This is a genomic window from Paraburkholderia sp. GW821-FHT02A12, from assembly GCF_059422005.1.
Genome location: NZ_JBWKWA010000001.1, coordinates 685,193 through 703,879 on the forward strand (window position 1 = coordinate 685,193; position 18,687 = coordinate 703,879).

Below are 18,687 nucleotides of genomic sequence, written 5' to 3' on the forward strand. Positions count from 1 at the left end.
CGCGAGCGGCTTCATGAGCGACTGCTGATCGGCCGGTTCGCGCTACTGTGCCAGCCGGTCGATCCGCAAGGTCTCCGAGAAGAGCCCCGGCAGCTCGCCGAGATCCTGCGCGGTCCCCAAAGCGAAACCGTCCCCGACGGGGTAGCGCAGAAGCGCCGCTGAGCCCCCGGTGAAATAGAAGTCGCCGAGCGTCGCGTCGGTTCTTCGATAGAGCACGAGCGCCGTATTCCGGTTGTCACGCACGAAAGCCGGAAAGACGTCCGACCACGACATGCCGCGCAATGTCGCCGCCTGGACCGGTGTGTTCGCCGTGCCCGCCAGGTCCACGGTAGCAATGTCGATGACGGCGTCGTCGCTCGCGCCGTCGAGATGCGGTGTCAACAGGATCAGCGCGTCGCTGTCTTTGCCATGCAGCGCGCCAATGGTCGCTTTGACGAACTCGGGTACGAAACGCGCCGGCAGTACGCTGCGTTCGCCGTTTAGCAGATGCGCTCCGTCGTTGGCGATTTGCGTGAACGCGAGCCGGCCGTCTGAACTGTCGAGTGCAACCAGGGAGGCCCGCGAGCCTGCCACGTGGACCGGCAGAAAATAGGTGTTTTGCCGCAAATTCCTTGCTTGCGCCCATAGAGCCGGCGCGGCACTGGCTGATCCCGTGGCGGACACAAGCCAAAGATCGAGTCCGCCATCGGCTCGTTTCTGGGCGATCAATACGCTCGCGCGTCTTGTTCCGGTGAAGTCGGCCGCGACGTACTGCTGAGTCAGTTCGGGCTTCAAGGCGCTGCTTGTCTGCAGCCAGAGACGCGGCGCCTCGAATCTGTTTCCTGCATTGCGCAGCAACCAGAACGCGGTGCCGCCGCGGCGCGCCGCAATGACCATCAGATCGGCGCGGCCGTCGCCATCGAAGTCCCCCAGCACGAAGCGCACGCTGTCGAAGCACAGCTTGTCGCCGGCGCAGCTCGGCGTCGTGGAACGGTAGTCGAACGGGACGGGGTTGGCGTACCAGAGCACGGGGCGCGCTGCTTTCGACAGGGATGCCGCATACACATCGAATCCGGGACCGTCGTGCTGTCGTTGAACGTAGACCGCGGATTGCTCGCCGTGGCCAGCGATATCGCCATACATCGCCGTGGCGAGCCGCAGGTCGGTGGCCTGGGTGCGTTGCGTGGTTGCCCAACGGTAGCGTGTCGTGAGCGATGTGCAGCCTCGCATGGCGAGCTTGCCGTCGTTTTCGCCGAGGCAGTGCCGCAGCGGTGTGTAGACGAGGCCAAAGTCCCAGGGCGTCCAGCGTTGCGCCGTGTCCCATTCGTCGCAGGTCTCGGAGATCAGGAAGCCGTCGCGCTCGGCGATGCATTGCGATGTCGCGACGCTCACGAGCGCGGCGTTGCGCGCATTGCCGGGATAGACGGCCAGCGGTTGCCAATGCCATTGCTGGGTTCGCGAATCTGTGCACGCGGCAAGAAGGGGCTCGCGGCCGGCGCCGTTGGAACTCAGGCAGCGGTTCGACGCCGCATTGAACAGTTGCACGGGATGCGCCTGGAAATCCGCTACGGGGCGATCCGTGCGATCGGCAAACGCATAGCGGCGCGCGACCCAGTTACCGTCCCACTGATACTCGCCGAATACGTGCGAATACTCGCTGCCGTCGATCGCAAAGTAGCTGGCGACGATGTCGCGCTTGCGCTGCACCTCGGCGGCGGGGAGATTGGCGGGCCAGCCGCCCGTCGGATAGGTGATGTGGTATTCGATCGGCACGCTTTTGCGCAGCGTCTGGGCGACGCGGCGCGTAATGCGCGCCGCGTAAATATGATCGGGATGCTCGATAAACGGCACCGTGTCCGGATTGAGCGTGAAGATCTGCGAGGCCTCCGCGAGTATCACTTTCAGCGTCGCCGACAGGGAGGCCCGGTCGTATTGCACGCGAGCGGAGCCGTCCGCGTTCATCGGATAAGTCGAAAGCGTTGCGCTCTGTTCCCACAGCAGGCCGAGCGGTTCGCGTCCGCCGCGCACGCCGCCGCCGGGCAGACGAAGCTCGAGCAAGCGGACTTGCGGCTTCGACTTCAGCACCATTTGATGAACCAGCTTGCCGGCGATCGGGATACTGGATTCGATCCACTCGTCAGGCACGCCGGCCATGCGTGCATAAGCGAGCCGGGACGCCCGCTCGCGGGTCTGCACGTAGGCGAAATCCGCACCGTTGGCTCCGCCGATCAGATGGACCGTGGTGATACACCAGCCTGCGTCGAGACGTTCGTTGATGGCGGGGTCCACGAACAGCAGATCGTCGTCGAGGTGGGCGACGACGGTGACGAGCGTACCGGCGCCGCAGTCGGCCGCTCGCGCTGAGCGAGGCGCGACGACGGCGAAGAAAACGAGCAGAAGGAAAACAATGGATGAATCGCGAACGAGCGGAGCTGCCATGGATCGCATGTTGATTCGAGTCCTGACGGAGAACCCGATCTTACTGGACCGCCCTGACCCCGCACGTTCGCGAACTCACAATCGGAACCGGATTGTGCGCCGACAGCAGCGCATGGATCCATGCCGGCCGATGCATGCGCTAGCGGAAATACGCCTTGGTATTTTCGTGGACGTCGTCGCGCGCCAGCAGCTCGGCAGGTGTGAGCCATAGATACTCGCTGTGCTGCTCGAGCCGCCCGACCAGCGCGGTGCTGGCGAGCGTCAGCGAATACGCGAGGACGATGTAGTGGGTCGAGACGTCCGGCTCGTCTGCGAAGTTGTCGTTGTAGTGGTGCTCGAAAACCCCTTCGAAGCGCGCCGCGGAGCGATCCAGTTTCGTGATGCCCAGTTCTGCATCGACGATGCGGGCGAACGCCGCATCGAGGGTTTCGTCCTTGAGAATGCGCCCGCCGGGCACGAACCATGTGCGGCGCGCGGGGCGGTTGCGGCGATAGCCGACCAACACGCGGCCGGTGGAATCGCTGACGATCAGATCGATCGAGATCAGGGGCGTCAGACGGACGATGTCCAGGAAATCGATCTCTGACAGCAGCATGCCATCTCCTGCAAGTAGAGCGGGGGGGAACGAAAGTTGCACATAAGGCGCTATTTTACGCGGGCAAAAAGACCGGCGAACCTGTCGCGACGCGCCGAAGTATCGTCACTTCGCGACAGCGGCCGGCGGCGGGCGTTGATTGTGCGTTGCCGACGCTCGCGCGTCGGCTTATCGCGAAACGTAGCCCTCCGGCGTCGTGACGGCGTCCCTGAAAACGCCTGCGTTGGCGGAGACCACATAGATGGGGGCCGGAGACAGCTTGAGGCTGGCCACGCCATCGCGATACGGCAGTGTCGACGCGTTTCCCATCATGTCGAAAACGGTTACTTCACCCGACGTGCCCGGCGCATCGACCCTAAGACGAAAGTCGGCATTCTGACCCGTGCCGAAGCCCGCTTTGGCGTTCCATTTCTCGTTGCCATGGGTCCAGAGCGCGGTGACCACGCGGCCGTTGCCGAGCCGGCGAAATGCGTAGGCGTAGACGCCGTTAGGCACGCCCTTGAGCGGGCCGAGCGTGTCGGTTCCGTCGATGATCCGCGTCATCGCCGCCGTGGCGAGCGCTGCGGGTTTCGGGCTGATGCGAGTCGGGCCGTAAGCGCCGGTCGGATGGTCGAGCTCGAAGAACAGCCCGTAGCCGGGCGCGGCGTCCGGCATATCCGCGAGATAGAAAAGGTAGGTCATGTCCGCGCCTTCGCCGAGCAGGATCAGGTGCGTGCGCGCCACCACGGCCGCCTGTGCGTACAGCACGTTCCAGCCCGGATAGTTTTTGCCGTAGGACTCGCCGATGTCGTAACTGATGCCGGTTTCGGTCACGAACAGACGCGCGCCAGGTTTCAGGTATTGACGCATCTGGTGGCGCAGCGCCCGCATCGATGCGGGCAGCGCATTGGCCGCCACGGCCGGATCGCCGGCATTGGCGAGCCGCTCGGGCGGATGCGACGGGGACGTCCCGGCATCGTAATAGCCGTGAATGCTCAACCCGTCCAGATAGCGGCCGATACCGAGCGGACCGAGACGGCCGAGCCACTGGACGTTGCCTTGTACCGACGAATAGGTCAAACCCATCACCACGGCGTGCGGATCGGTCGAGTGGATGCCGCGCCAGACAGCCTCGTACAACGCGACGAAATTCGCGTCGCTGTCGCGCCACGGCAGCCCGCCATCCGCATCCGGCTCCCAGGTGACCTGATAGTAGTTGTCCCGCTGCTTGGGGAAATAGGTCATACGTACGCGGTTGGATTCCGCGCCTACTTTGGCCATGTAGTCCTTGAATTGCGCGAGCGAGGTCGGCGCGTAGCTGTGAGTCTCTTTGCCGGTCGGGCTTGCCCACTTCGGAATTCCGTCGAGCTGGATCAGACGCATGATGTCGCCGCGCCGGAAGAAGGGCGTCAGCTGCCGCGCCGCGGGGTCGAAGGTGCCGGCCTTGTCGGGCTCCTCCATGTACCAGTTGCGATTGTCGTTTGCCCATGACAGGCCGAGCGCCGTATAGACCGGCCGATAGCCGTCGCCATCGCAGCAGTGCTGACCGGGCGCCAGATAGGCGGTGCCTTGTCCGCCGAATCGATGCAGGTCCTGATACGGAAAACCTACGGGCGGCAATGCGGCGGATGTGTCGGGCAGCACGCCGAAGGTGACGATGCCCGCCGGACGTGTGCCGCGCGACTCGAACTGTCCGTGTGCACGCTCCAGCGAAGCGGAAATCGCGAAGTAGCCGGAGAGTGTCGACGCGCAAGTGAGTGTCGATACGGAGGCACCCGCAGGGACGGGGAATCGGCCGCTTGCGCGCACAACATTCCAGCTGTCGCGCATCTGCCAGGTGAGCGTATCGCCTTGTGTCGGCCGCGCCGTGAAGGTGACTGCAAACGGCTTGCCTGATGCGAAGAGGCGCGTTCCGTCACTGGGCGTATCCGCTTCGAGCAGGTCGCCGCTGCCGGCCGCGCCGGCTTGTGTGGCGGGGGCGGAGCAGCGCAGCCCCTGGCCGGCAGGCACGCGTGATGCTGGGCGCGCGACAGCCGCTTCCGGGGCCGCATTCTGTGGCGTGTTCCGACTCGCGGAGAGTGCCACGGCGCAGCGCTTGTCCTCGCCGAACGCCGGGTCGCCGAACACGCTGTTATTGCATTCGGTGCCGTTCGAGAACGTCTTCACGACGTGCCGCCCGGCCGTGCCGTACAGCACGTCTCGCGTGCCGCTGAATCGGCAAGTTTCGTTTTCCGCTGCACACGGCGTCCATGTCCGGCCATCGGCTGCGAAGCTAGCACTGCTGCCGGCCGCGTTGTTAGCCGCGCTGTTAGCAGCTATGTCGGCATTGCTCGCGCTGTCCTGTCCCGAAGCGCCAAGCGCGTTGCTGCTTGCGCCGGCGAAGCCAGTGACAAACGCCGCCGTCAAAGCAGCGATCCGCAGCCTGGGGACCCGGGCTGCAAAGGCGCTGGCGAGCGGCCGCAGCGCGCGATATTCGCGTACGTTCAGCATGTGTTTCCCATCCTCGTTCGGTGCGTGCCGCCACGGCGAAGGCGTGTCGGCGCGTGTCGGCGAACTGCTAGTCCACCAGGTCAGACCCGCCTTTGGCTACCTCGTACCGCGAACTGTTGCGTAAACCGCATAGTGTATTTCCGCAATTCGTTGGCGGAATTGTGCCGCCTCTCATACGACAGAATCCGCCACTGGCCCGTCTATTGCCGTATGGTCTGAAGTTGTCTTACTTGCGTGTTTCACGTTTGAAACATTAATCGTCACGTTTATATTCTTAAGCCTCGCTAACAAAGAATTAAATAATTGCATCTCGCTAAAATTGTTTTATATTCGAGACTCGCTTTAGATATCTCTGCCGGCTAATTGTATCGTCCGAAGAAAGTTTGCCGGTGCGCTCCCCGGGAGCAAGGCTAGTAAAGATAAGGCGGCTACGCTCATTCTGTCGGTTTGATTGGTAAAAGTCACTTCAAATCAATGGGATGTTGGGTTTATCAAACAGATGTTCAAGCATTCCGGGCAGTGGCTGTATGTGTGCTGGCACACAAAAAATCGTAACTAATACACATGTGAAATTCGCGAAATGTAAATTCATTCATGTGTGGAATTGATTTTTTTAATTCGTTGAAAAATTAGTGGTCGATGGTCGTTCCGAAAATAACTGGCTGGCCACCATGGCGAAGCGCCAACATGTCTGCTCTTTCGGTCATGGCGGTTAAATGCTTGATTGGGGATGGCTATGATGCACCGCACAGAGAAGCCTTCTGTGCCGGTCGTTCAAGGTGAAAAGTAGATCCGTTTTCTGGTGAGGATGACTATGACCTGTGCGAGTCTCGAGTCTTCAATGCTGCGCTGGGTGCATGCGCCGAACAAGAGTATGCGTCGCATCGCGATACTGATGTTCAACGAATGCTCGCTGCTGGGCGCGGGCGTCGTTGCCGAAGTGTTCCAGGCGGCAAACGAACTTGCCTCGTCCGGTTCAGGCGGGTGGCTGTACGACGTTTCCTTCCTGTCGGCCGACGGCGGCATGGTGACCTGTTCCTCCGCACTACGCGTCTGGACCGACGGGCTCGACGCCCGGCACTACAGCGGTTTCGATGCGTTGTACGTCGCCGGCGGCAAAGGCGCGCCCGCAGCCGCTTCCGACGAACGGCTCATCGCCTGGCTGCGGCGGGTTCGCCGCAACACGGGCATGGTTCGTCCGATCGGAGAAGGGCGCTCGCTGCTGGAGGCTGCGTCCCTCGCCGACAGTCAGGAATCCGGCGATTTCCGCCAACAGTCCGTCCCGCCAAGCCAGACCGAACAGAACGGCGACACCGGCGACCGGCTCGAATCGATGAGAAGCGCGCTTGCCATGGTCAAACGCGATCTGGGCGGCACCGCTGCACGCACCGTTGCAGAACGCCTGCTCGCCGACTCCTGCGCGAATCTGGCGCCGCTGCTCGGCGAAGACGGCGGCCTGAGCCCAGGCGACAAAGTCCGCGCGGCGGCTCGCTGGTTGCAAGAGAACTGTCAGCAGGCCATTTCGATTGCCGACGCAGCCCAGTTCGCCGCGATGAGCGAGCGCAACTTCCTGCGCCGCTTCAAGATGGAAATGGGCATCACGCCCTCGAGTTTCCTGTTGCATGAACGCCTTGCGGTGACCTGCAGCCTGTTGACCGAATCGGAATTGCCGGTCGACAAGATTGCCCGGCGCACCGGCATGGGCAATGGCGACCGGCTTGCGAAGGTGTTCCGCAAACGTATGAGAATTTCCCCCACGGAATTCCGGATTCAGAGCCGCCGCATGGTTGGCGAATAGCGCGCGCTGCTCCTCGGCCGGGCGCCCCGGCAGCGCAGTGATTGGATGAGCAGGTTCGTTGATTCTTGGGGATTGTAAGGAATGCGAATATGTTGACAAATGGAGCAGTGAGCGCTGCGTCGGTGGGCCCGGATGGTGCTTGCGACGGGACAGCCGGTTCGCGTTGCACGCGGATTGCGCCGGTCATTCTTGCGGGTGGCTCGGGCACGCGGCTGTGGCCGGTGTCGCGCGAAAACTATCCGAAGCAACTGATCGACGTGGTCGGCTCCGACTCGCTGTTGCAGGCAACCGCGCGGCGCATGGAGGGATTTCCCCCAGGCTGGAACGTGGATGCCGCGCCGATCATCGTCTGCGGCGAGGAGCACCGCTTCGTGATCGCCGAGCAGCTTCGTGAGAACGGCGTCGAGGCGCGTCTGATCGTCGAACCTGCGCGGCGCGATACGGCGCCGGCGTTGACGCTCGCCGCCTCGCTCGCGTGTGCGGACGGAGACGACGCCATTCTCATCGTGATGCCTGCCGACCATTCGATTGCCGACGTGCGCGCGTTGCAGGGCGCGCTCGAATGCGCCGCGAGGCACGCGGAGCGCGGCGCGATCGCCACGCTGGGCGTGCCGCCGACACGTCCCGATACGGGCTTCGGCTATATCCGCATCGGCGCCGAACTGCCCGACGGCGGCCACGTGATCGACGGTTTCGTCGAGAAGCCGGCAGAAGAAATCGCGGCGCAGTATGTGGCGGCCGGCACGTATTGGTGGAACAGCGGCATTTTCATCGTGCGGGCGCGCGTCTGGCTCGATACCTTGCAGCGCCTGCAGCCGGACATGCACGCCGCGTGCGAACGCGCATTCGCCAACGGTCATACCGAAGGCGCGTATTTCCGTCCGCTGGTGGACGCCTTTCTGAGCACGTCAGCGGACTCGATCGACTACGCGGTGATGGAGCGTCTGGGCGACGCGGACACGTCATCCGGCGCGGTCCCTGCCGGCGTCGTCGTGCGGCTCGATGCGGGCTGGTCGGATCTGGGTTCATGGGACGCTGTGTGGGCCGCGATGGAGAAGGACTCCTGCGGGAACGCGAGCCGTGGCCGTGTGACTTTTGAAGGCGCGGTGTCGAGTTACGCCCATTCGGAAGGGCGGCTCGTCGCCTGCGTCGGCACGAGCAACGTCGTGGTAGTCGAAACAGCCGACGCCGTGCTGGTGGTCGACCGCTCCCATGTGCAGGACGTGAAAGGGCTGGTGGCGCGCTTCAAGGCGCAGCACGCGCCCGAGGCCGACGCGCATCGCAAGGTGCGGCGGCCATGGGGTTTCTACGATTCCATCGATCGCGGCGAGCGCTTCCAGGTAAAGCGCATTGTCGTCACGCCCGGCGCCCAGCTTTCTTTGCAACTGCATCACCATCGCGCCGAGCACTGGGTCGTGGTGCGCGGCACGGCGCTCGTCACGCGCGGCGACGAGCAGTTTCTGCTGAGCGAAAACGAATCGACCTTCATTCCACTGGGCACACGTCACCGGCTCGAAAACCCGGGGAAAGTGCCGCTCGAAATCATTGAAGTCCAGTCAGGCACGTATCTGGGTGAAGACGACATTGTGAGGTTCAACGACAGCTACGGCCGCTGCTCCTAACGGCGGGCCGGGAATCATCTGCGGAAACGAACGGTAAGAACGAGGTAAGCAAAATGCGCAAGTTTCAGGATTTGCTCGCGCGAGTGTTCGATGTTGCGTTAGTGCTCGTGGGAGCGGCAGTGGCGTCCCAGATCCGTTTCGATTACCTCGCCCAATCCGGTTTCTATTGGGCGCTGGTGATGTTTTCCGCCGCGTTTGCGCTGGCCACATTTCCGGCGTTCGGCGTCTATGAATCATGGCGCGGCCGTTCAAAGCTGGGGCTGGCCGGCCAGGTTTCGCTTGCGTGGCTGATGGTGCAGGGCAGCGCGCTGGTACTGATGTACTCGCTGCATCGCATCGACTTCGTGTCGAGACTTTGGTTCTCCTACTGGACCGCGGTGACGGGCGGCCTGCTGATCGCCTACCGGCTGATCACGCATGCGGTGCTGGCGCGTGCCCGCAGCGCCGGCCTGAACCTGCATCAGGTCGCGATCGTCGGCAGCGGCTCGCAGTGCGACGCGATCATTCGCCGGATCGATTCGGCGCCCGGCACGGGTTTCCGCGCCACAGCCGTCTATAACACACACCCAGAGGTGTCCGCTGTCGCCAGCGCGCGCGTGCCGGTCTTCGATTCGGTGGATGCGCTCGCCGACTACATCCGTACCAACGACGTGCACGAGCTTTGGCTCATGTTGTCGCTTGCCGAAGAGCCGCTGATCTGCAAGCTGATCAGCGAGTTTCGCGACGATCTGGTGAATATCCGCTTCATGCCGGACGTGCGCAGCATTGCGTTGTTCGACGGCAGCGGCGTCATCGATCTGCTCGGCGTGCCGGCGATCAACCTTGTCGCCTCGCCGCTTTCCGCCAGTTCGATGCTGAAGAAGGAAATCTTCGACCGCCTGTTCGCGGCGAGCGCATTGATCGGCCTCGCGCCGCTCCTGCTCGCGATCGCGATCACGGTGAAGCTCTCGTCCCGTGGCCCGGTGCTGTTCAAACAGAAGCGCAAAGGCGCGGACGGGCGCGTCTTCACGATCTACAAGTTCCGCTCGATGCGTCTGCATACCGAGGAGAAAGGCAGCCTCAAGCAGGCGACGCGCGACGATCCGCGCGTCACGAAAGTCGGCGCGTTTCTGCGCCGCACGAGCCTCGACGAGCTGCCGCAGTTTTTCAACGTGCTGCGTGGCGACATGTCGGTCGTAGGACCGCGTCCCCATGCGCTCGAGCACGACGACCTCTATCAGAAGGTGGTCGCCGGCTACATCAATCGCTATCGGATCAAGCCGGGCATTACCGGCTGGGCGCAGATCAACGGCTTTCGTGGCGAAACCGACCGCATCGAGAAGATGGAGCGTCGCGTCGCGCACGACCTGTACTACCTGGGACATTGGTCGTTCGCACTCGACATGCGGATCATCGGCGTGACGATCGTCGCGGGACTGAGGCATCGAAACGCTTACTAAGTAGTTAACAAGCACGAGGGACGCTGTCTCCCACGAGGACAGCGACCTGGCGCAAGGAGGAAACATCATGGGCTCGCTTGGGATACGTACAGGAAGCGTTTTGGTTTGCGCAATTGCAGCTCTGCTGTCCGCGTGCTCGCTGGCACCGGGCCAGCGGATGATTACGCCTGCCGCGGTGCAGGATACGGGTGGGGATTACAGCACGGAGGCGGCGCAGCAGGTGCAGATACCGATTACCGATATCAACCTGTCGTTGCTGCGCAAGATGAACGCTGCGACGGCGTCTGCGGCACTGACTCCGCAGACGGCCGCTTTGTTCGGCAAACCGACTGCTTACAAGGTCGGTCCGGGCGATGTGCTGCAGATCGTCGTGTGGGATCACCCGGAACTCGCGGCGGCGCTCGGACAACCCGCGGCGAATCAGAAACCGTCGGATGCGGCGCCCGGCTTTCTGATCGATGACAGCGGCAACGTGCAGTTTCCGTATGCAGGCACTGTGCACGTCGCCGGGCAAGACGTCGCGACGATCCAGCGCGAACTGCATAACCGCCTGAGTAAGGTGTACCAGAAGCCCGAGGTCACGGTGCGAGTCGCGTCGTTCCGTGCGGCGCAGGTCTATGTCGACGGCGAAGTGCGGACGCCCGGCGCGCAGTCTCTCAACGACATTCCGATGTCGCTGACCAGCGCGATCAACCAGGGCGGCGGCTTCAGTGCTAACGCGGACCGCAGCCGCGTGGAGCTGGTGCGCAACGGCGTCACCTATCCGCTCAACGTGGACGATCTGATCAAACGCGGCCGCAATCCGTCGGACATCTATCTGCAACCCGGCGACCTGGTGCGCGTGGCTTCGCGCGAAGACAGCGGCGTGTATGTGATGGGCGAGGTCAACAAGCCGGCGACCATCATGCCGATGCGCAACGGTTCGCTGACGCTTTCGCAGGCGATCTCGGATAGCGGCAGCTTCGATTCGAACACGGCCCAGACGAGGCAGTTGTTCGTGATCCGCAACTCGATGAGCGAGCAGCCGCAGGTCTATCACCTCGATGCGACTTCGCCTGTGTCGATGCTGCTCGCCAACCAGTTCGAGCTTCAGCCGAAGGACGTGGTGTACGTCGGCCAGGGTTCGCTCGTTCGCTTCAACCGTGTGCTGAACCTGCTGCTGCCGGCGATCAATGCCGCCGTAACGGGAGCTGTGCTCGCGAAATAAAACTATCTGTCGAGATCTTGAACCGCCGGGCTTTGCTGGGTGATGAAAATGGCAATCAACTTCGAAAACCGCTACACCGACGTGTCCGCGCAGGATGAGCTCAACCTGTCGGACTATCTGCGTACGATCGTGCGTGGCTGGCGCACGATCGTGATGGCGATGCTGATTGCGCTGGCGCTGGGGTGCGCCTACGCGTTTCTCGCACCGCCGACTTACCGCGCGGATGTGCTGTTCCATGTCGAGGACAAGACCGGCAACAACAACGCCAACGGCAAGGAGTCGTTGCCGCCGCTCACCGGCATGTTCGACACCAAGCCGTCGACGGCGGCGGAGATCGAGTTGCTGAAGTCGCGTCTGGTCACCGAGGAAACCGTCAGGACGCTGCACCTCGACATCTCGGCGACGCCGCGCTATCTGCCATTTGTCGGCGGGATGATCGCCGGTCTGGTGAATGGGGAGTGGGGTTTCAGGCTGCCGTCGTTCATCAACCTGTCCGCTTACGCGTGGGGCAGCGAGCGTATCTCGGTGTCGCGCTTCGACACCGCGAAGGAGCTTTATGACACGACCTTCACGCTGATCAAAGGCAATGACGGATCGTATGTGCTGCGCGACAGGAACGGCATCGCCATTCTGTCCGGCCATGTCGGCGAGACCGTGCAGACCGATACCGCCGACGGGCCGATTGCGCTGCGGGTCGATGCGCTGGTCGGGCCTGCCGGTGCGCGTTTCGAATTGCAGCGCGCCTCGACGCTGAGCACCGTCGACCGGCTGCAAAAGGCGCTGGTGGTCGCCGAAACCACGCTTCAGTCCGGCGTGATTCGCGCAAGCCTTGAAGGCGGCAACAGCGCGTTGACCGCGAATATCGTCAACAGCATGGCGCGCCAATTCATCCGCCAGGATGTCGAAAGCCGCTCGACCGAAGCCGAGCACATGCTGGCGTTCCTCGATCAGCAACTACCCGGCTTGCGCAAGGAACTCGACGACGCCGAGCAACGCTATAACAAGTTCCGCAACACGCACGGCACAGTCGATCTCGGCGAAGAAAGCCGGCTGTTGCTTCAGCAGATCGTCGACAACAAGACCAAACTGCTCGACCTGCAGCAGCAGCGCGCGGAGATGTCGACCCGCTTCACGGCGAATCACCCGGCGGTGGCGGCACTCGACGCACAGATCGCGGCCTTGCAGGGCGCCCAGAACAACATGAACCGCAGCGTGGCCGTGATGCCGGATACCGAACAGAGCGCGTTGCGGCTGCTGCGCGACGTGCACGTCGACACGGAGCTCTATACCAATCTGCTCAATAGCGCGCAGCAACTCAGGGTGGCGAAAGCCGGCCAGGTGGGCAGCGTGCGCGTGGTGGATTTTGCCGAGGCGCCGGACGAACCGGTGCGTCCGAAGCGCGTGCTGGCGATCCTGATCGCGCTCGGCGGCGGCTTGCTGATCGGCGTCATGCTGACCTTCATCAAGCGGGCGATGTATGGCGGCGTGGAGCGTCCGGACGAGATCGAGGCCGTGCTCGGCGTGCCGGTGTTCGCTGTGGTGCCGAGAAGCCAGCATCAGCTGCGGCTGCAGGAAAACGTCATGCTGCGCCGCCGCGGGCTTCACGTGCTGGCCGAGCAGGCGCCGCAGGACATCGCCGTGGAAGGCGTGCGCAATCTGCGGACCTCGCTGCAGCTGTCGCTCGACCACGCCGACAACAACGTCGTGATGATCACGGGCTCGAGGCCCGATACCGGCAAGTCGTTCCTGTCGGTGAATCTGTCGGCGCTGGTCGCGTCCGCGAACAAGCGCGTGCTGATCATCGACGGCGACATGCGGCGCGGCGACGTCCATTCGCATTTCGGTATCGGACACCAGCCAGGGCTCTCGGACGTGCTGAGCGGCGGCGATCTGCATTCCATGATCCAGCGCGACGTCCTGCCCGGACTCGACGTGCTGGCCAAGGGCACGCTGCCCGCGCATCCGTCCGAGCTGCTGATGAGCAAACGCTTCGAGACGATGCTCGACGAATTGAAGTCGAGGTACGACCTCATCATCGTCGACACGCCACCCGTGCTCGCCGTGACCGACTCGACCGTCATCGGCAAATACGCGGGCACGGCGCTGCTGGTGGTGCGCTACGGCCGCCATCCATTGAACGAGATATCCGAGACCGCCAAGCGGCTGCACAACGGCGGCGTGTTGCTCAAAGGCGTGCTGCTCACCGACGTGCCGCAGGAAGGGGCATTCCTCGGTTCGGGCTATCACGGCGGCTACTACGGATACGACAGCATCGCCGGTTGAGGCGGCGGCCAGCGGCCGACCACCACCATTCAACCGCGCCGGGGGAAAGGCATCGACATGTTCACCGAGGAGATTGCTTTATGAAACGCAAGGTCGCGCTCATTACCGGCATCACTGGACAGGACGGGTCGTACCTGGCTGAGTTGCTGCTCGCCAAGGACTACGACGTGCATGGCATCAAACGCAGGTCATCGCTGTTCAACACCGACCGGATCGATCATCTTTACCGCGATCCACACGACCCGGAGCAGAGGCTCTTCCTGCATCACGCCGACCTGACCGACTCGACGAGCATCTTGCGGGTGATCCAGCGCGTCGAGCCGGACGAAATCTACAACCTCGCGGCCCAGAGCCACGTGGCGGTGTCGTTCGAGGAACCCGAATACACAGCCAACGCGGATGGCCTCGGCACCTTGCGCATTCTCGAAGCGATCAGGATTCTGGGGCTGCAGCACAAGACGCGCTTTTATCAGGCCTCGACATCGGAACTGTACGGTCTGGTGCAGCAGATTCCGCAATCGGAGACGACGCCGTTCTATCCGCGCAGCCCGTACGCGGTCGCCAAGCTCTTTGCCTACTGGACGACCGTCAATTACCGCGAGGCCTATGGGCTCTACGCGTGCAACGGGATTCTGTTCAATCACGAATCGCCGGTGCGCGGCGAGACCTTCGTGACGCGCAAGATCACGCGCGCCATGGCGCGTATTGCCGTCGGCATGCAGAAGACGCTGTACCTCGGCAATCTGTCGGCGCTGCGCGACTGGGGCCACGCGCGCGATTACGTCGAGATGCAATGGCGCATGCTGCAACAGGAGCAGCCCGAGGATTATGTGATCGCCACCGGCGTGCAGTACAGCGTGCGCGAATTCGTTCAGCGTGCCGCCGCTGAACTGGGCGCGACGGTGCGCTTCGAAGGCACCGGCGTGGATGAAGTCGGAATTGTCGAGAAGGTCGAGGGACGCGAATTCAAGATGTCGCCGGGCGATGTGATCGTGCGCGTCGATCCGCGCTACTTCAGGCCGGCGGAAGTCGACACACTGCTCGGCGATCCGTCGAAAGCGCACATGCTTCTCGGCTGGCGGCCGACCACGCCGTTCAGCGCGCTCGTCAAGGAAATGGTGCGCGCCGATTACCAGATCGCGAGACGCGATGCGCTCGTCACGCTGGCCGGCTTCACGGCACTGGAACATCACGAGTGACGGCGATGAATAAACATGCACACATCTTCGTCGCGGGCCACCGTGGCATGGTCGGCTCCGCGCTGGTTCGGCGCCTCCTCGCCGATGGCTATCGCAACATCGTCACGCGTTCCAGGACGGAACTCGATCTCACGGATCAGGCGGCCGTGAATCGCTTCTTCGAGGCGGAACAGATCGACGTCGTGCTGCTGGCGGCCGCGCGAGTGGGCGGCATTCTCGCCAATGCGACGAGACCTGGCGAATTCATCTACGAAAACCTCGTGATCGAAACCAACGTGATCCATGCCGCGTATCGAGCCCACGTCGAGCGGCTGGTGTTCTTCGGCTCGTCGTGCATTTATCCGAAACAATGCCCGCAGCCGATTCGCGAAGAGTATCTGCTGACTTCGGCGCTCGAACCGACCAACGATGCGTATGCCATCGCGAAGATCGCCGGCCTCAAGCTGTGCGACGCCTATAACCGCGAGTACAACACCCAGTTCGTCGCGTTGATGCCGACCAATCTGTACGGCCCGAACGACAACTACGACCTGAACAGCAGCCACGTATTGCCGGCCCTGCTGCGCAAGGCGCACGAAGCGAAGGTGAGCGGCGCCGCCACGTTGACGGTGTGGGGTTCGGGCACGCCGCGCCGCGAGTTTCTGCACGTCGACGACCTGGCGGCAGCGACGGTCTTCATCCTCGAGCACAACGTGACCGAGGGCCTGTTCAACGTCGGCGTCGGCGACGACCTGTCGATACGCGAACTCGCCGAATGCATCAACAAGGTGGTCGGCTTCGAGGGACAACTCGTATTCGATACGTCCAAACCGGACGGCACGCCGCGCAAGCTGCTCGACGTATCGCGGCTGGCGCGGATGGACTGGCACGCGACGATCGGCCTCGAGGAGGGCATCGCGGCCACGTATCGTGATTTCGTTGCATCACACGCCGGCTCGACGCCCGCTGCTGCCTTGCAGGCGTAGGCGGGCACAGCGAGCTGTCGAGCGCTGTTTTCGGATCTTCAGGAACGCTTGGGGCTCTTCGCGCGGGCAGTGCGCGCAACGGGCACAAAGACGATTTTTCGAGGGGTGACATACAAATGACAGCGTCAGTCACGATCTTCCACAACGTCGTATGGTCGCGCCATAAAGGTGTTGTGTTCTCCGCCTTGCATAACATTTCCGCGTCCGGAGCGATTCGCTACTCGATGGTCCAGATAGCGGATACGGAACACGACCGGGTCGGCTTTTCCGACGTCGACTATTCGTATCATCGCTATCCGATGCAGAAGCTGTTCGACGGTTGCTATGAAGACGTGCCCACGCTGAAGATGATCGCGCGGCTCACGTGGGAAGTGCTGCGCGCCAGGTCCGACCTGATCATCCTGCCGGGCTATCACCGTCCGGAATACTGGGCGATGCTGGCGGCATGCATTGTGACCGGCAAGCGGCGCGCGGTATTCGTCGATTCGACCGCGCGCGATCGGCCGAAGAGGCTTCTTACGTCGATCCCGAAACGAGTGTTCTTCTCGCTCTGCGACGGCTACTTCGGTTTCGGCGAACGCAGCCGCGATTATCTGCTGTCGCTCGGCGCCAAGCGGGACAAGATTTTCGTGCCGTGCCAGGCCGCCGCGTTGCCCGGGTCGTTTTCGCCGGAGCGCGCGCTGGTCGATCGGGTCGAGAGCCGTGCCGGCAATCCGCCGGTGTTCCTGTATGTCGGCCGTCTTTCCGAGGAGAAGGGCATCGGCACGCTGATCGAAGCCTTCGCCGGATTGCGGCGGCGGATTCCGGCAGCGAAATTGCGCATTGTCGGCACCGGGCCGATGGCCGAGGTCCTGCACGCGAAGGTCGCCGAACTCGAGCTCGGCACGGCCGTGACCTTCGCCGGCAGTCTGCAGGACGAGCCGCTGACACACGAGTACTACGGCGCGACCTGCCTCGTGCTGCCGAGCTATAGCGAGCCCTGGGGACTGGTCGTCAACGAGGCGCTCGCGCATGGCTGCCCGGCCGTCGTCAGTGAGAGTTGCGGCTGTGTGCCGGAACTCGTGATCGACGGCCTCAGCGGTTATGCGTTCGCCGCCGGCGATGTCGCCGCGTTGCAGCGCACGATGCTCAAGGCGATCGAGGCTTTCGCCGACGCGGGCGGAACCGCGCGCCGCTGCATGGACGTGATTCGCCGCTTCGATCCGCCTTCGGCCGCCGCCAATATTGCGCGCGGCTGCGCGCTGATGCTGAGCGACTGACGCGCGTTGCCCGGCCGAGTCGCGTAAGCGAAGTTCCAACCCGTTCTGGCTGCCACCATGAAGATCCTGATATACGGCCTCAACTACGCGCCTGAACTGACCGGGACGGGCAAGTACACGGCCGAAATGGCCGTGCTTCTGGCCGGCGGCGGGCACGAGGTTCGGGTGGTGTGCGCGCCGCCTTATTACCCGGAATGGCGGGTTGCAGCGGGATATTCGTGGTGGCGGTTCCGCCGCGAAATGCGCGACGGCGTGACGGTCCGGCGCGCGCCGCTATGGGTGCCGTCGCGGCCCAGCGGCATGAAGCGGATGGCGCATCTCGCGAGCTTCGCGATGACGTCGTTGCCGCTGCTTGCCATGCAGGCGCGATGGCGTCCGGATGCGGTCGTGCTGATTGCCCCGACGCTGATGTGCGCGCCCGGCGCGCTCATGCTGGCGCGCATCGCGCAGGCGAGCGCGTGGCTGCATATTCAGGACTACGAGGTCGACGCGGCATTCGATCTCGGTCTGCTGAAGAGTTCGCGCGCCGGCCGTTTCGCGCGCTGGATCGAAAGCGCGTTGCTGCGGCGCTTCGATGCGGTGTCGTCGATTTCCTGGCAAATGACCACGCGCGCGCTGATGAAGGGCGTGGACCCGGCGCGGATCGTGTGCCTGCCCAACTGGGTTGACGCTTCGACGATTTTTCCGCTCGCGCACGCGAGCGAATATCGGCGCCAGCTGCATATTCCGCACGGACAGAAGGTGGTTCTGTACTCGGGCAACATGGGCGCGAAGCAGGGCATCGAAACGCTCGCCGATGCTGCGGCATTGCTCGCCGGACGCTCCGATGTCACGTTCGTTTTCTGCGGCTGCGGGGCCGCGAAACAGGGTTTGCTCGAACGCTGCGCGGCATTGTCGAACTGCATTTTCATTCCGTTGCAGCCGGCAGAGCGTCTGAACGAATTGCTCAACCTCGCCGATATCCACGTTTTGCCGCAGCGCGGCGATGCAGCGGATCTGGTGATGCCGTCCAAGCTCACCGGCATGTTCGCAAGCGGACGCGCTGTCGTGGCGATGGCGCGTCGAGGTACGGGTCTATTCGACGAGGTAGCGCCACGTGGCGTGGTGGTGCCGCCTGACGACGTGCCTGCGCTTGCCGCGGCGATCGGCGCGTTGGCGAGCAATCCGGCGCGCCGTGCGGAACTGGGCATCGCTGCACGCGAGTATGCCGAGCGCGCGCTGTCGCCGCAGGCGACGATCCGTACATTCGAGGAGCGGCTTGCAATGCTGGTCCGCGCAGCGGGAGCGGAACAACGCGCAAAAGGCCCGGCAACGCGTTTTAGCCCGAGACCTTCGACTGCTGCGACGACGGCGACGGCGACGACGACTGCGACGGCGACGCGGACCAAGCCGGCCACCGCGGAGGAAGTCGCGCCGGATTGATCCGGCCCACG

12 protein-coding genes are annotated in these 18,687 nt (G+C 63.3%); 9 read left to right on the plus strand and 3 right to left on the minus strand.

Annotated elements, in window-relative coordinates:
• Positions 1–42 precede the first annotated feature (42 nt).
• The 3 genes from AC07WT_RS03195 to AC07WT_RS03205 all read right to left on the minus strand — a co-directional run bounded on the left by AC07WT_RS03195 (position 43) and on the right by AC07WT_RS03205 (position 5,482).
• Positions 43–2,427, minus strand: a complete 2,385-nt coding sequence (locus AC07WT_RS03195) for a ricin-type beta-trefoil lectin domain protein (RefSeq protein WP_494946012.1) — start codon at positions 2,425–2,427, stop codon at positions 43–45.
• A gap of 130 nt (positions 2,428–2,557) precedes the next feature.
• Positions 2,558–3,010, minus strand: coding sequence for a GDP-mannose mannosyl hydrolase (locus AC07WT_RS03200; protein WP_494948373.1), 453 nt, complete (start codon positions 3,008–3,010; stop codon positions 2,558–2,560).
• A 171-nt stretch (positions 3,011–3,181) separates the two neighbouring features.
• Complete coding sequence (locus tag AC07WT_RS03205) at positions 3,182–5,482, minus strand: hypothetical protein (protein WP_494946013.1); 2,301 nt, start codon at positions 5,480–5,482, stop codon at positions 3,182–3,184.
• Positions 5,483–6,296: 814 nt separating this feature from the next.
• Between AC07WT_RS03205 and AC07WT_RS03210 the strand changes: the two genes are divergently transcribed.
• The 9 genes from AC07WT_RS03210 to AC07WT_RS03250 all read left to right on the plus strand — a co-directional run bounded on the left by AC07WT_RS03210 (position 6,297) and on the right by AC07WT_RS03250 (position 18,676).
• Positions 6,297–7,280: a helix-turn-helix domain-containing protein gene (locus AC07WT_RS03210; protein ID WP_492594115.1), complete on the plus strand. Its 984-nt coding sequence runs from the start codon at positions 6,297–6,299 to the stop codon at positions 7,278–7,280.
• A gap of 89 nt (positions 7,281–7,369) precedes the next feature.
• Positions 7,370–8,902 (plus strand): mannose-1-phosphate guanylyltransferase/mannose-6-phosphate isomerase, encoded by a 1,533-nt coding sequence (locus AC07WT_RS03215; protein WP_494946014.1) that lies wholly within the window; start codon positions 7,370–7,372, stop codon positions 8,900–8,902.
• Between the two features lie 53 nt (positions 8,903–8,955).
• Positions 8,956–10,341 carry an undecaprenyl-phosphate glucose phosphotransferase gene (locus AC07WT_RS03220; RefSeq protein ID WP_494946015.1) on the plus strand — a complete coding sequence of 462 codons (1,386 nt, stop codon included), beginning with the start codon at positions 8,956–8,958 and terminating at the stop codon, positions 10,339–10,341.
• Between the two features lie 67 nt (positions 10,342–10,408).
• The gene (locus AC07WT_RS03225; RefSeq protein WP_492594112.1) at positions 10,409–11,548 is read left to right on the plus strand and encodes a polysaccharide biosynthesis/export family protein; all 1,140 of its coding nucleotides are present in this window, start codon (positions 10,409–10,411) and stop codon (positions 11,546–11,548) included.
• A gap of 48 nt (positions 11,549–11,596) precedes the next feature.
• A complete protein-coding gene (locus tag AC07WT_RS03230; RefSeq protein WP_492594111.1) occupies positions 11,597–13,831 on the plus strand; it encodes a polysaccharide biosynthesis tyrosine autokinase in 2,235 nt (744 codons plus the stop codon).
• A gap of 80 nt (positions 13,832–13,911) precedes the next feature.
• Positions 13,912–15,030 (plus strand): GDP-mannose 4,6-dehydratase, encoded by a 1,119-nt coding sequence (gene gmd / locus AC07WT_RS03235; protein WP_494946016.1) that lies wholly within the window; start codon positions 13,912–13,914, stop codon positions 15,028–15,030.
• 5 nt (positions 15,031–15,035) lie between these two features.
• Positions 15,036–15,995, plus strand: a complete 960-nt coding sequence (locus AC07WT_RS03240) for a GDP-L-fucose synthase family protein (protein ID WP_494946017.1) — start codon at positions 15,036–15,038, stop codon at positions 15,993–15,995.
• A 116-nt stretch (positions 15,996–16,111) separates the two neighbouring features.
• On the plus strand, positions 16,112–17,254 hold the full coding sequence (locus AC07WT_RS03245; protein ID WP_494946018.1) for a glycosyltransferase family 4 protein: 1,143 nt from the start codon (positions 16,112–16,114) through the stop codon (positions 17,252–17,254).
• Positions 17,255–17,311: 57 nt separating this feature from the next.
• On the plus strand, positions 17,312–18,676 hold the full coding sequence (locus AC07WT_RS03250; protein WP_494946019.1) for a glycosyltransferase WbuB: 1,365 nt from the start codon (positions 17,312–17,314) through the stop codon (positions 18,674–18,676).
• Positions 18,677–18,687: the final 11 nt, after the last annotated feature.